General features: G+C 74.6%; 13 protein-coding genes. 6 read left to right on the top strand and 7 right to left on the bottom strand.

Translation table 11 applies throughout. From position 1 onward, the window contains the following. Positions 1–161: 161 nt before the first annotated feature. The 5 genes from ACOOHE_RS13555 to ACOOHE_RS13535 form a co-directional block, all read right to left on the bottom strand. Complete coding sequence (locus ACOOHE_RS13555; protein WP_420454620.1) at positions 162–944, bottom strand: hypothetical protein; 783 nt, start codon at positions 942–944, stop codon at positions 162–164. Next, positions 941–2,149, bottom strand: coding sequence for a Kelch repeat-containing protein (locus tag ACOOHE_RS13550; protein ID WP_420454619.1), 1,209 nt, complete (start codon positions 2,147–2,149; stop codon positions 941–943). Before ACOOHE_RS13550 ends, ACOOHE_RS13555 begins: the two co-directional genes overlap by 4 nt. A gap of 58 nt (positions 2,150–2,207) precedes the next feature. After that, positions 2,208–4,016 carry a protein kinase domain-containing protein gene (locus ACOOHE_RS13545; protein ID WP_420454618.1) on the bottom strand — a complete coding sequence of 603 codons (1,809 nt, stop codon included), beginning with the start codon at positions 4,014–4,016 and terminating at the stop codon, positions 2,208–2,210. Continuing rightward, on the bottom strand, positions 3,956–5,497 hold the full coding sequence (locus tag ACOOHE_RS13540) for a sigma-54 interaction domain-containing protein (RefSeq protein ID WP_420454617.1): 1,542 nt from the start codon (positions 5,495–5,497) through the stop codon (positions 3,956–3,958). The genes ACOOHE_RS13545 and ACOOHE_RS13540 overlap by 61 nt, the downstream gene beginning before the upstream one ends. Before the next feature lie 70 nt (positions 5,498–5,567). Next, a complete protein-coding gene (locus tag ACOOHE_RS13535) occupies positions 5,568–6,593 on the bottom strand; it encodes a carboxypeptidase-like regulatory domain-containing protein (RefSeq protein WP_420454616.1) in 1,026 nt (341 codons plus the stop codon). 807 nt (positions 6,594–7,400) lie between these two features. Here ACOOHE_RS13535 and ACOOHE_RS13530 point away from each other — a divergent pair. From ACOOHE_RS13530 to ACOOHE_RS13505, 6 genes are all read left to right on the top strand, one after another. Continuing rightward, on the top strand, positions 7,401–7,757 hold the full coding sequence (locus ACOOHE_RS13530) for a cupin domain-containing protein (protein ID WP_420454615.1): 357 nt from the start codon (positions 7,401–7,403) through the stop codon (positions 7,755–7,757). Positions 7,758–7,791: 34 nt separating this feature from the next. Next, on the top strand, positions 7,792–8,946 hold the full coding sequence (locus ACOOHE_RS13525) for a DUF3095 domain-containing protein (protein WP_420454614.1): 1,155 nt from the start codon (positions 7,792–7,794) through the stop codon (positions 8,944–8,946). Between the two features lie 147 nt (positions 8,947–9,093). Continuing rightward, positions 9,094–10,365 carry an ATP-binding protein gene (locus ACOOHE_RS13520; protein WP_420454613.1) on the top strand — a complete coding sequence of 424 codons (1,272 nt, stop codon included), beginning with the start codon at positions 9,094–9,096 and terminating at the stop codon, positions 10,363–10,365. A gap of 25 nt (positions 10,366–10,390) precedes the next feature. Next, a complete protein-coding gene (locus ACOOHE_RS13515; protein ID WP_420454612.1) occupies positions 10,391–11,494 on the top strand; it encodes an App1 family protein in 1,104 nt (367 codons plus the stop codon). A gap of 221 nt (positions 11,495–11,715) precedes the next feature. Continuing rightward, positions 11,716–11,925: a hypothetical protein gene (locus tag ACOOHE_RS13510; protein WP_420454611.1), complete on the top strand. Its 210-nt coding sequence runs from the start codon at positions 11,716–11,718 to the stop codon at positions 11,923–11,925. Between the two features lies 1 nt (position 11,926). Then, positions 11,927–12,151, top strand: a complete 225-nt coding sequence (locus ACOOHE_RS13505; protein WP_420454610.1) for a type II toxin-antitoxin system RelE/ParE family toxin — start codon at positions 11,927–11,929, stop codon at positions 12,149–12,151. 37 nt (positions 12,152–12,188) lie between these two features. On the opposite strand, the gene ACOOHE_RS13500 is transcribed toward ACOOHE_RS13505, so the two are convergent. After that, entirely contained in the window at positions 12,189–12,452 is a 264-nt protein-coding gene (locus tag ACOOHE_RS13500) for a DUF2442 domain-containing protein (RefSeq protein ID WP_420454609.1), read from the bottom strand. Between the two features lie 11 nt (positions 12,453–12,463). Beyond that, positions 12,464–12,721, bottom strand: coding sequence for a DUF4160 domain-containing protein (locus ACOOHE_RS13495; RefSeq protein WP_420454608.1), 258 nt, complete (start codon positions 12,719–12,721; stop codon positions 12,464–12,466). Positions 12,722–12,741 lie beyond the last annotated feature (20 nt).

Genomic DNA, 12,741 nt, shown 5'->3' with positions numbered 1-12,741 from the left:
CCCACGCTCTCCCAATCGCCGTGCCAAACTCGATATCGCGCCCGAAACAGCCCCTGGCCCTTCCGATTCGCCGCTCGCCGCCCGCCGGCCCCGGGTCTGCGCACGCCGTGCCGTCGGCCGCGCACGCGATGCGCACCGCTCGACACGGCGCGTGCGAGGAGCTACAGGCCGACCCTCAGGCTCAGCCCGACGCCCTCCGACGCGGGCTCGACCGCGAGCCGTTCGACGGCCGGCCCGCCAGTGACGAGGGCTTCGAGCGCCGCCGCGCCCCACACGACGGCGGCCCCGTTGAGGAGCCCGTTGCGGACGTCGAGCCACAACTGCTGGCGGTCGTTGAGCGCGTTGAACTCCTCCTCGGTCCTGGGTACGGGCAGGTTGTACTCCCGATGAGCGTCGAGATAGACGACGTGGGCGGCGACCGCGCCGGCCGTCACGGCGCCGGCGGCCACGGCGAAGGCCCAGCCCTTGGCCCGGTCACCCTTGGTAAACTGGCCCCAGCCGGGCAGCACGAGCGAACGGAGGGCCGCCGTCGGGCGCGGGTCGGGCAGGACGACGTAGCGGATGGCCGGCGCCCCAGCCGTCCCCGAGTCCGGCCCGGCCGTCGCGCGGACCTCGTCGAAGAACTCGACCGTCTTGGGCGAGACGAGCACGGGGTCGAGCGTGAGGCCAGGGTCGAGCGACAAGGCGGCCTCGAACTGGCGGCGGGCCTCGACGGGCTGGTTCCGGGCGTAGAGCAGGACGCCCAGCGTCGTGTGGACCGTCACGAGCTGGTCCGGCGAGAGCGCGTCGAACCGGCCGAGCGCCTCGCGCGCCCGGGCCTCGGCGGTCTCGTAGTCGAGCCGGCCCACGGCGTCCTCCATCGCCTGGAGGAGGTCGGCCGGGCCGGACCGCGGCTGGGCCCCCGCGCTGGCGGCCACGAGCAGGGCGAGCACGACGGCCCTCATCGGACGACGGTGAGCGGGACCGACACAGAGACTCCGGGCCCGACGACGCGCGCGACGTAGACGCCCGCCGGCACGCGCCCGTCCCACGTCACGCGGGCGGCGCCCCGCACCGGCCCGTCGTGCAGGACGGCCACCTCGCGGCCCAGCAGGTCCACCACCGAGAGCCGGACGCGCCCGTCGGCCCGGACCTCAAGCGCCGTTCCCGACCGGCTCGGGTTCGGGCCGACGACCGACAGGCCGAGGCCGCCGAGCGGGGGGCGCTCGGCCGCCGTGTCGACGGGCCGCAGCGGGAGCCGGTACACCGAGGAGACCACCCCCCCAAACTGGTCGCCGCCGCCGGCGACGTAGAGGTGCTCGCCGAGGACGCCGGCGACGGCCCCCTCGACCTGACGCGGCAATGGCGCTTGGACCTCCCACTCCGCGCCGGGCCCGAGCGTGAGGGCGGAGACGCTGGCGAGCACGTCGTCGCCCGCGTTCCGGCCGCCAACGGCGAAGATCCGGCCGTCGTGGGCGGCGACGGCCACGCCGCCACGGGCGGACAAAAGGTCCGCGAGCGGGGTCGTGACTCCCGTTGCCGGGTCGAACCGCTCGACGTCCGGGACGGGCCCGACGGTGCTGATCCCGCCGACGATGATGACGGCCCCGTCCTGCTCGACCGCCCCGAACTGGGCCCGCGCGGGGACGAGCCGCCACGCCACGAGCGGGGCCCAGCCGTCCGTGTACGCCTCGACCGACTCGAGGAGCATCCCCTGGGGGCCGGCCCCCCCGATCGCGTAGAGCGTGCTGTCGACGGTGGCCGCCCCGAGCCCTTCGCGCGGGGTCTGGAGCGGCTCGAACGGGACCCAGGACCCCAGGTCCGGTTCGTAGGCCTCGGCGTCCGCGATCGGCTCCCCGTTCGCGTCGGCCCCGCCCATCACCACCACCCGTCCGTCGAGGACGCTCGCCGCCGCGTTGACGCGGGCGACGCTCAGGTTGGTGGTGACGGTCCAGCCGACGCCCGGCTCGAACACCTCGACGGAGGTGAGCGGGCGCCCCTCGGCGTCCCGGCCGCCGATCACGAAGAGCCGGCCGTCCAGGACGGCTCCGGCGGCACCGGCCCTCGGCGTCCGAATCCCGTCGATGCTCTCCCACTCCTGGGCGACGGCGGGGGGCGCCAGCGACCAGGCCAGCAGCAGGGCGAGGAGGGGTGCGAACGGGGTGCGCATTGGCGACAGGATAGAGCGGTTCCGTGGGGGGTGGGACAAAGCCCATGCCGTTTCCCCCTCAGTCCCCGCCCATCCGCACGCGGACGGTCCGCCGCTCGCCGGCGGCCACCTCCAGGCGGATTTCCCGCGCGCCCAGCGTCGGGTGGGCGAAGCCCAGGACGTGGGGGCCCGGGGCGAGCACGAGCGGGCGCGACTGGGGCGGGACCGTGTCCCACTCGGCGCCGTCGACGGTCACCGTCGCCCACGGGCTGACCTCGACCTGGATCCGCCCGACCAGGCTCCACAGCGAGACCACGGCGTCCGTCCGCTCGCCGGGCTCGACGCGGACGCGGACGGTGTGGGTGGGGAACTCCGGGTTCGCGAGCGTCACCACGTGGTCGCCGGCCGGGAGCGAGACGGCCGCGACCGGTGTCGTCCCCAGGTCCCGGTCGCCGATGCGGACGCGGGCCCACGGCTCGGCGGCGACGGTGAGCGTCCCCGTCTGGGGAACGGGCCGGTCGGGCTCGACGGCGGGCACCGGCCGCGGTTGGGGACGGGGCGCCGGCGGCGTGGGCTGAGGGGCTGGCGGCGTCTCTCGCGGGGGAGGGCTAGGTCGGGGGGACGGGGCCGGCTCGACGGGCGGGGCGAGGTCGGGCGCCGGCCGCACCGGGTCCCCGGCCGCCGACGAGTCCGGCGGCCCGTCGTCCCGGACGGCGATGTCGACGGGTTCGACGACGGCGGGCTCCTCCAGCGCGGCCGGCGGCTCGGCCGGTCGGTTCGTGGCGACGGCGAGCCCGACCAGCGCGGAGACGATCACGACGCCGAGGGCGACCGGCCACGCCTGGCGGCGACGACGGAGGCGGGCCGGCCGGGCGGCGGCAGCGGTCGCGCTCTCCGTCGCGCCATCGGCCTTCGGGGTCGCCGCCGGGATCGGCGGGGGCCGGTAGCCGGCGGGGTCGTCGAGGAAGGCGGCGAGGTCGTCGGCGCCGGGCGCCCCGAGGGCCTCGTGGACGGCGGCGAGGCGGTCGGCGGCGTCGGCGGCGGTGGCCGGCCGGGCCGCGGCGTCCTTGGCGAGCAGCGCCGCCGCGGCCTCCGCCAGCACGGCCGGCACGCGCGGGTCGGCGTCGAGCGCGGCGGCCGGGTCGTGGTGGAGGACGGCGTCGAGCACGGCCGACGGGCCGTCGCCCTCGAACGGCGGCCGGCCGGTCAGCGCGTGGGCCAAGACGGCGCCGAGCGAGAACAGGTCGGACCGGGCCGTGGCGGGCTCGCCCCGGACCACCTCGGGCGCCAGCGTGCCCAGCGTGCCCCGGACCTCGTCGGCCACGGCGTCGGCGAGCGAGGCCAGGCCGAAGTCGGTGAGCCGGACCGACCCGTCCTGCCCGACGAGCACGTTGCCGGCCGAGACGTCGCGGTGCAGGACGCCGGCCCGGTGGACGGCGTCGAGCCCGCGCGCGGCTTGCCGGGCCACGAACGCCGCCAGCCCCGCCGGCAGCGGCCCGCACCGGGCCGCGACGGCGCCCAAGTCGGCCCCCTCGACCCACTCGGCGACGAGCTCGCCCTCGCCCACGTGGAGCACGCGGACCACGTTCGGGTGGTCGACGCCGGCCGCGATCCGGGCCTCCTGGGCGAACCGCGCCCGCCGCTCGGGGTCGGCCGCGTGGAGCCGCTTGAGCAAGACGACGGCGCCCGACGAGCGGTCGACGGCCTTGAAGACCGTCGCGACGGGGCCGCGCGCGATCTCGGCGAACGGTCGGACGTCGGGGGCGTCGGTGACGATGGGGGCGGCGGGGAGGGGACCCCGGAACCTACGGGTCCGGCGGACGGGTCCTACGCCTCCGCCCCGTCCGTGGTGCCTGCCGGGGCGTCTCCCGCGTCGTCGGCGGCCCACTCTTTCAGGCGGTACTGGATCCAGCGGCGCGAGACGCCCAGCGTCCGGGCCGTCGCCGAGACGTTGCCGTCGCAGGCGTCGAGCGTCCGCTCGACCGCCAGCCGCTCGACCTCCTTCATGGTCAGGTCCGGCGGGAGGTCGAGCGCGTCGCCGGCCGGGGCCGCCGGCAGGCGCAGGTCCTCGACGGTGACGAGCGCGCCGCGCGCGAGCACGACGGCCCGCTCGACGGCCCCCTCGAGCTCGCGGACGTTGCCGGGCCACCGGTGCCGCCGGAGCGCGTCGAGCGCGTCGGGCGTGAACCCCTCGACCCGGGCCCGCGGACCGACGGCGAACCGATCCAAAAAGTGGTGCGCGAGCAGCGCCACGTCGGCGCGGCGCTGGCGGAGCGGCGGGAGCTCGACGCGGATCGTGTTGAGCCGGTACATCAGGTCCTCCCGGAACGACCCGTCCTCGACCAGGTCGGCGAGCGGCCGGTTCGTGGCCGAGACCACGCGGACGTCGACGCGCCGCGTGGCCGTGTCGCCGACGCGGCGGACCTCGCCGGTCTGGAGCACGCGGAGCAGCGCCGTCTGGAGCTTGGGGCTGAGGTCGCCGACCTCGTCCAAAAAAACGGTCCCGCCGTCGGCCGCCTCGAACAGCCCTTTCTTGTCGGCGGCGGCGCCCGTGAACGACCCCTTTTTGTGGCCGAACAGCTCGGACTCCAGCAGGTCGTCCGGGAGCGAGCCGCAGAACAGGGCTACGAACGGGTGCTCGGCGCGGGGCCCCTCGTAGTGGAGCGCGCGGGCGACCAACTCCTTGCCGGTCCCCGTCTCGCCCTCGATCAGCACCGTCGCGTCGGTGTCGATCACGCGGCGCATCGTCTCGAACAGGCCCTCCATGGCCGGGCTCGTCCCGATGATCTCGGCGAACCCGTGGCGCTCGCGTGCCTCGGCGAGCAGCCGGCGGTTCTCCTCCCGGAGGGCGGCCTCGCGGCGGGCCCCCTCGAGCGCGATGGCGGCCTGGTCGGCCACGGCGCGCAAGAACGGGAGGTGGTCGCGCGTGAACCGGCCCCGCGTCTTGACCGCGTCGAGGTAGATGGCCCCGATCTGCCTCGCTCGCAGCCGGAGCGGGACGCACGCGATGGACTGGATGTGCTGGAGCACGACGCTCTCGACGCCGCCGTAGCGCTCGTCGGCCTCGGCCTCGTAGACGAGCACCGGCTCGCCCGTCCGCAAGACCTCCTGGACGACGCTGGTCGAGAGCGGGCGGACGCCGGCCAGGTCGTCGCCGGTAAAGTTGCGGCTGGCGCGGACCTCGAACGGGGCGTCGCCGGCCTCCGCCTCCAGGAGCACGAACCCGCGCTCGGCGCCGAGCGCGTCGAGCGCCGCGTCGAGCACGGCGTCGAGCACGGCGGCCGGCTCTCTCGCCGAGTTGAGGACGGCGGCGATCTCGGAGAGGGCCGCGAGGGCGCTCCGGGCGTCGTCGGGGGCGGGGGCGGGCACGAGGGGGCGGGGGAGTCAGCGATGCGGAGGGACTCGCCTACCGATCTCGCACCGAAACCGATCCCGCGCGCTAGGGGACGACGAAGCCGGCCTCCTTCGAGCGGCTCCGGTTGCCGGCCTCGTCGACCACCCACAACGTCCAGAAGTAGTTGCCCGGCGCCAGCGTCCGCTGGACGTCGTACTGGAGCGCGCCGGGGTCGATCTGGCGGGCCGTCTCGATAAGGTTGGGGATGCCGGCCCCGTCGATCAGGTTGACGTCGACGCGGTAGGTGTAGGCGAACGGGATCGGCGTCGGGCGCCACGTGAGCGTCGGCGGGTTCCGCATGACCGTCTCGCTCCCCTGGGGGCTCGCCGTCAGCGGCGTCTGCTCGATCACGCGGACGAGCGCGAGCGGGAGGCCCTGGCCCACGTTCCCGCTCAGGTCGGTGACCTCGATCCGCAGCGGACGACCGAGGAGGGCCTGGACCTGGCCGCCCGGGAGCTGCTCGGGCCGGAACGTCGCCTGGAACCGCCCCGGCGACGTCTCGACGAGCGGCGCCCGGAACTCGGGCTCGTCCCCGAGACCCTCCGCGACGATCGCGACCGAGTCGACGTCGGTGGCCCGGTCGGGGTCGGACACGGTCGCCTCGACCTCGAGCCGATAGATCGTCTCGCCCGGAAACCACTGCTCGATGTGGACGGTCCGCACGGCTTGGGTCTCGACGATGGGGAGCGCGTCGAGGCGGAGCAAGACGCGGGCGTTCTCCCGGGCGGTCACCGGGACCGTGGTCTCGGCCTCCCGGAGCCCGGGCCCCTCGGCGCGGACGAGGTAGTCTGTCCCCTCGGGATCGGTGGGCAGGTCCTCGATGCTGAACTCGCCGTTCTCGTCCGTCGTCGTGACGCGCTCGACGCCCCCGTCGACGGGCATCACCCGGACCCGGACGCCGGCCCGGCCGCTGAACTGCCCGTTCGGCTGGGGGTAGATCCCGGTCACGACCCCGGAGACGGTTCCGGCGTCGTCGTAGCGCTCCGAGTTCGGGTCGAACGGGTTCTCGCGCGGGGCGTCGCCCATGCAGCCGGCGAGCGCGACGAGGAGGACGAGGGAGTAGCGAGTCACAGGGGCGGTGGGGGGCGTGTCGAAGATAGGTGCGCGCCCTCTCCGGGACTGCGCCCGGACAGGGCCCCGTCTTTCGGTGGGACCAGCCGCTGAACGGGGCAGCCCGGTGGCTTCGGGTGCGCCCCTACGCAGGTCCCCCCTACGCAAGTGGGGCGGGACCCGTGAGCCGGTCCCGCCCCATCTCACACACCCGGCGAGCGGGCGGAGGAGAGCCCGCGACGGGCCCGCCCCATCCCCAGGGCAGGCCGCGTCATCGCCGAGGTCGAGGGGCCGCTGCGGTCGGAGTCCGAGCCGCGCGGCCGAGTGTCTCTCGTCCGAGCAGGTCGAAGACAAGGACGGTGCCAAACGCATGTGTGCCCGTGGAGCCCGTCGAGGGCGCCCGCCCGCCCGTCAAACGGTCTCGGGTGCCCGGTCGGTGCGCGGGGTGCGCAGCGCGTGCGCAACGGGCCCGACACGGGCGCGCCCCGCCGGGCCGAAGCCGGGCGGGGCGCTGGAGAGGACGCGGAGGCGTCGGCGGCCGGGGCGCTCGTCGGTCAGCTCCGGGTGCGGGACCGCTCGGGGCGGGCGGCCAACATCAGGAGGGCGAGGAGAGCCGCCGGCACCGCGAGTTGGAGCGCGAGAACCATGGCGTGCGGCGGCTGGTGAACGGGGACGGGTAGACATTCGTAAAGACGCCCCAGAGGTTGCGGGCGCCGGCCCGAATCTGTCTCAGCCGTCCGAGGCGTCGGCCGAACGGGCCCGGCGGCGCGGTCAGTCGCCGGTCGGCCGTCAAAAACGATGCCGACGCTCCCCCTCATCCCCCCCGCCATGCCCCGCCACATCACCGCGCCCACACAGATCCCCGGCCCCGGAGGGAAGACCATCGAGGAGCACGTCGGCCGCGTCCACACAGGGACCGCGAGCGTCTCGGTCGCCCACATGGTCGCGCCGCCGGGGTGGCACGAGCCGGCCCAGACGCCGGCCTTCGACGAGGTCACGATCGTCCTGCGGGGGACCATGCGCGTCGAGCACGCCGGCGGGCACCTCGACATCGGCCCGGGCGAGACCGTCTTGTGCGAGGCGGGCGAGCGCGTCCGCTACCTCAACCCGGCCGACGCCGCGTGCGAGTACTGGGCCGTTTGCGCGCCCGCGTTCTCGCCCGAGACAGCCCGCCGGGAGGCGTAGGGCACCGGGGCCGAGGCCGCCGCGTTCGTGCGCCATGCCCGCCGACTTCTACGCCCGCCTCCCGCCGGTCTCCCGGTTCGACCGGCTCGTCGACGACGCCGCGTACACGCCGGTCCCGCCCGACTGGACAGTCGTGCTGACCGACGTCGTGGGGTCGACGGAGGCGGTCCAGGCCGGGCGCTACCGCGACGTCAACTACGTCGGGGCGGCGTCGATCTCGGCCGTTCTCAACGCGGCCGACCGCGCCGACCTCCCGTTCGTGTTCGGCGGCGACGGGGCGACGCTGGTCGTCCCGCCGGAGCACCTCGCCGCCGCGCTGGCGTCGCTGGCGGCGCTCCAGGACCACGCGAGCGTCCGGCTCGGGCTCCCGCTCCGCGTCGGGGCCGTGCCGCTCGCCGCCGTCCGTGCGGCGGGCCACCAGGTGGCCGTGGCGCGGTACCAGGCGTCGGAGACGTACGCCCAGGCCCTGTTCCGGGGAACCGGCCTGGGCTGGGCCGAGCGCCAAGTCAAGGACCCCGCCACGGCCGACCGCTACGCCAGCGACGCCGTCCCCGCCGACGCCGACGACCCGTACGCCGGGCTCGAGTGCCGGTGGCAGGACGTCGCGAGCCCGCGCGGCGAGACGGTCTCGCTGCTGGTCGAGGCCGTCGGCGAGGACCGCGACGCGACGTACCGGGCCGTGCTCGTCGCGCTCGGCGAGATCTACGACGACGAGACGGCCCACCCGGTCGCGCTCGACCGGCTCCGGCTCTCGGCGTCGCCGGCCAAGTTCGGGCCCGAGGTCCGGCTGCGGCACCCCGACCGACGCCTTCGCAAGCGGACCGAGCTGTGGGCCCGCAACCTGCTCGGCCGGTTCCTCATCCGGTTCGGGATCGAGACGGCCGAGACCGACTGGGAGCGGTACCCGTCCCTGTTCCGGGCGGCGACGGACTACCGCAAGTTCGACGGCGTCCTGCGGATGGTGCTGGCCGGCGGGCCGGAGGAGCGGGCCCGCCTCGAAGCCGTCCTCGAGGACCTCTACCAGGCCGGCCGGCTCGCCTACGGCCTCCACGTCTCCGACCGCGCCGTCCTGACGTGCCTGGTCTACGAGCGGATGGGCCAGCAGGTCCACTTCGTCGACGGCGCCGGGGGCGGCTACACGAACGCGGCCGTCGGGTTCAAGGAGCGGCTGAAGGCGCTCGCGGGCTGAGCGGAGGCTCGGGCTCGTATGGAGACGGACGAGCTCCTCGGCGCTGAGGAGGAGCGACGAGAGGACATCCTTCGCCCTGCCCATCTCCGCCGATTTGAGGAGGATGGCCCCGCGGCCGATACCGGCCGGGCTCCACCTCCGCCTCTGATGGTCCTCACCGAGACCGTCCCGCTCGGGCGCCCCTCGGAGTCGCCCGAGACGACGCTCGCCCGGCTCCGCCGTCTCCTCGACGTCAGCGTCGCGCTCAACGCGCTCGGCGACGCGACGCGGCTGCTCGACTACATCGCCCGGACGACGACTGAGGTCCTCGACTGCCAAGCCGCCTCGATCTTGCTGTTCGACGAGGCCACGGGCGCGCTCCGCTTCGAGGCCGCGACGGGCGAGGCCGGGGCCGCGCTCGTGGGCCAGGAGGTCCCGCTCTCGGGCAGCCTGGCCGGGACCACGTTCCGCGAGAACCGGATCCTCCACGCGGCCGACGCCGACGCCGACGTCCGCCGCTACCAAGCCGCCGACGCCGCGACCGGGTTCGTCACGCGCTCGGTCCTGGGCGTCCCCATGCGGATCGACGGCCACCCCGTCGGCGTCCTCCAGGCGCTCAACCCGCGCCGCGCCGCCTTCGACCGGGCCGACGCCGAGGCCCTGCTCATCGTCGCCGCGCAGGCCGCCGTCGCCATCCGGAACGCCCGCCACGAAGCGGCGCTCCGGGGCGCCCACGAGCGGCTCGCCGAGCTCGACCGGCTCAAGACCAACTTCATGTCGATCGCGTCGCACGAGCTCCGGACGCCGATCACGGCCGTCCAGGGGTTCGGGCAGATCCTGGCCGAGGAGGTCCGCGGCGACCTCCACTCGTTCGCCGCCGCCGTCGTCCGCGCGGGCGACCGGATGATGGACGTCGTCGAGACGATCGACGTGATGGCCGAGGCCCAGGGCGAGCTCGGCCTCCACCCCGGCGGTCTGACGGCGCTGGCGACGATCCTGGCCGAGGCCACGTCCGAGCTGGCCCCCCACGCCGTGCTCGCGCTTCCGCCCGGCCCGCTGCTGGTCGACGGCGACGGGCGCCGGCTCCGGCTCGCCGTCCGCAACGTGGTCCGCAACGCCGTCCAGTTCTCGGGCCCCGAGGCGCCGGTCCGCGTCTCGGCGGAGGTGGCGCATGGGGAGATCCGCGTCGCCGTCGCCGACCGGGGGCGCGGCCTGGCCGCGGCCGACCTCGACCGGGTCTTTGAGGCCTACGTCCAGGTCTCGAACCCGGACGAGCGCGACCACGAGGGCCTGGGCGTCGGGCTGACCGTCGCCCGCGCCATCGTCTTGCAGCACGGGGGCCGGCTGTGGGCCGAGAGCCCCGGCCTCGGCGAGGGCGCGACGTTCCACGTGCGCCTTCCGCTGGCGGCGCCCGGACCGGGGGGCGACGGCGCGGCGTAACGGGGGGGCCCTGCCGCTCCGCCCCGTGCCGAACCCGTTCCTGTCCGCGCTCCTGTCCGTCGAGCGTGTCGTCGACCACTCCATCGCCCGCGTCCGCCGCCGGTTCGACCTGTGGGACGACCTCCACGTCGTGCCGTACCACGGCTACGGCGACGCCGGCCGCGTCCGCCTGCGGGGCCGCGTCCTGGACGACGAGGAGGTGGACCACGAGGGCGAGCTGACGCGGTGGGAGAGCGCCCGGCTCACGGCCCGCCGCTACCTCAGCGACGAGGTCCCCGGCGCCCGGCTCGCGGTCACCGTCGCCGGCCGGACGGTCGAGACCACGACCGACGAGGACGGCTACTACGACCTCGCCGTCGAGGCCGAGCTCGCCGAGGGCGACCTGTGGCGCGAGGCGACCGTCCGCCTGCTCGAGCCCGTCGAGGCCGATCATGCGCCCGTCGAGGTGGCCCACCGCTTCCAAGTGCCGCCGCCCGACGCCCGCTTCCTCCTCATCAGCGACCTCGACGACACGGTCCTGCGGACGGGCGCGACGGACAAGCTCCGGTTCGCCCGCGTCGTCCTGCTCAACAACGCCACGACGCGCGAGGTCTTCCCCGGCGTCGGCGCGTTCTACCGGGCGCTGTGCGACCAAGACGGCCGCCCGACGAACCCCGTGTTCTACGTGTCGTCGTCGCCGTGGAACCTGTACCGGCAGTTCGTCGGCACGCTGGAGCACCGGAACGTCCCGCCCGGCGCCGTCTTCCTGAAGGACTTCGGCGTCGACCCGGGCAAGTTTATCAAGACGGGCCACCACGCCCACAAGCTGGAGCGGATCGAGGAGGTCCTCCGGTTCTACCCCGACCTCCCGGCCATCTTGGTCGGCGACAGCGGGCAGGAGGATCCGGAGATCTACCAGCGGGTCGTGGCCCGCTTCCCCGGCCGCGTCCGGGCCGTGTTCGTCCGCGACGTGACCGGTCCGGCCCGAGACCGCGAGGTCGACCAGATCACCCGCGATGTCGAGGCCCGGGGCGTCCCGATGCGCCGCGTCGCCAGCACCGTCGAAGCGGCTGAAGCGGCGGCCGAGCTGGGGCTGGTCGACGACGACGCCGTCCACCGCGTCCGCTGGGCGGCCGAGCGGGAGGCGTGAGGAACATGGGTCGGAAAGCCCAAGGCTGTTACGCTCCCTGCGCGGCGTCGAGGTCGATGAGCATATCCTGTTGCTCCTCCCGGCACGCTTCGAGGGTCGCCGTAGAAGCCGACCCTTGACATCCCCCCCGTTACGGCGGCGGGTCAGCCGGCCCGCGGGCGGCGGCTCACGCTGAGAGAACAGACCCCAGCGTTACCTTGACGCGACGAGCCAACAACGCCATGCCAGCGACTATTTCCAAGCCCGAGATCGTCCGCGCCGTGTCCGAGTTGCCCGACGACGCGACCGTGGAGGACGCCATGGAGCGGCTTCTCTTGCTGAGCCGAGTCGCCGAGGGCCTCGACCAGGCTCGGCGAGGAGAGACCATCCCGCACGCGGAGGTGGTCCGTCAGATGGAACAACGGATGACCCGCTGGCGGGAGGCGACCTGACGTGTCGGACGTCGTCTGGACGACGAGAGCGCAAGTGGATCTGGCTGAGGTTGCGGAGTACCACGCTGCACGGTCCCCCGGATATGCCGAGGTGTTGGTGCGCCGCCTGCTGGGCGCCGTCGGGAGGCTCGAAGCGTTCCCACGTTCGGGCCGCGCGGTCCCGGAGGTCGCCGACGAGTCGGTCCGGGAAGTGGTCTACCGGGACTACCGAATCATCTACCTCTAATGTGACCGGGTCGACGTGCAGAGGAACGGCCCGGCTCCTACACGACGGGCGCGACCTCACGGCCGATCTCCTGCAAGAACTCAGGAGCGAAGTCGGCCCCGTTTGGCCACGTCACCGTCCTCGTCTCCGGGTCCACGTACGCCTCGGCGAACGCGGCCTCGTTCCGGAGCGGCTCGAACACCTCGCCCCCCAACTCATCGCTCAGGTCCACTTCGCGTTCGGTCCCGTCGGTGAAGGCGACCGCCAGCCGGTGGCCTCCGAGGTGACGAACGCTCGTGACGTGGAGGAACGGGTACGGCATCGCAGCGAGGGTCAGGTCAGCGGGTCGATCTGTTCGAGGGGCTTACTCGCTCGGGCGAGGTCCCAGTTCCGCATCAGCTCGTCCTCGTGGAGCGAAGCCCACTCCAAGACGAGCCGGAGCGCTCGCCTCGACATCTTCCCGGTCACGGCGCCGCCGTAGATCTCGACCGTCACCTCGTCCTCACCGTAGCGGGCATGGAAGTGGGGCGGCGCGTGGTCGCGGTAGTTGAGAAAAACGACGATGCCGAAGAAGCGGGAGACGGTGGGCAACGGAGAGGTGGGAGGAGGTG

Source organism: Rubrivirga sp., assembly GCF_965213695.1.
In the GTDB taxonomy this organism is placed as follows: domain Bacteria; phylum Bacteroidota; class Rhodothermia; order Rhodothermales; family Rubricoccaceae; genus Rubrivirga.
Note: the sequence above shows the minus strand (reverse complement) of the source record. Positions and strands in the feature narration are given on the sequence as shown.

Bases quoted from the DNA above. Each gene is read 5' to 3' on its own strand.
- ACOOHE_RS13555 (WP_420454620.1), bottom strand. From the start codon at position 944: ATGAGGGCCGTCGTGCTCGCCCTGCTCGTGGCCGCCAGCGCGGGGGCC.
- ACOOHE_RS13550 (WP_420454619.1), bottom strand. From the start codon at position 2,149: ATGCGCACCCCGTTCGCACCCCTCCTCGCCCTGCTGCTGGCCTGGTCG.
- ACOOHE_RS13530 (WP_420454615.1), top strand. From the start codon at position 7,401: ATGCCCCGCCACATCACCGCGCCCACACAGATCCCCGGCCCCGGAGGG.
- ACOOHE_RS13525 (WP_420454614.1), top strand. From the start codon at position 7,792: ATGCCCGCCGACTTCTACGCCCGCCTCCCGCCGGTCTCCCGGTTCGAC.
- ACOOHE_RS13520 (WP_420454613.1), top strand. From the start codon at position 9,094: ATGGTCCTCACCGAGACCGTCCCGCTCGGGCGCCCCTCGGAGTCGCCC.
- ACOOHE_RS13510 (WP_420454611.1), top strand. From the start codon at position 11,716: ATGCCAGCGACTATTTCCAAGCCCGAGATCGTCCGCGCCGTGTCCGAG.
- ACOOHE_RS13500 (WP_420454609.1), bottom strand. From the start codon at position 12,452: ATGCCGTACCCGTTCCTCCACGTCACGAGCGTTCGTCACCTCGGAGGC.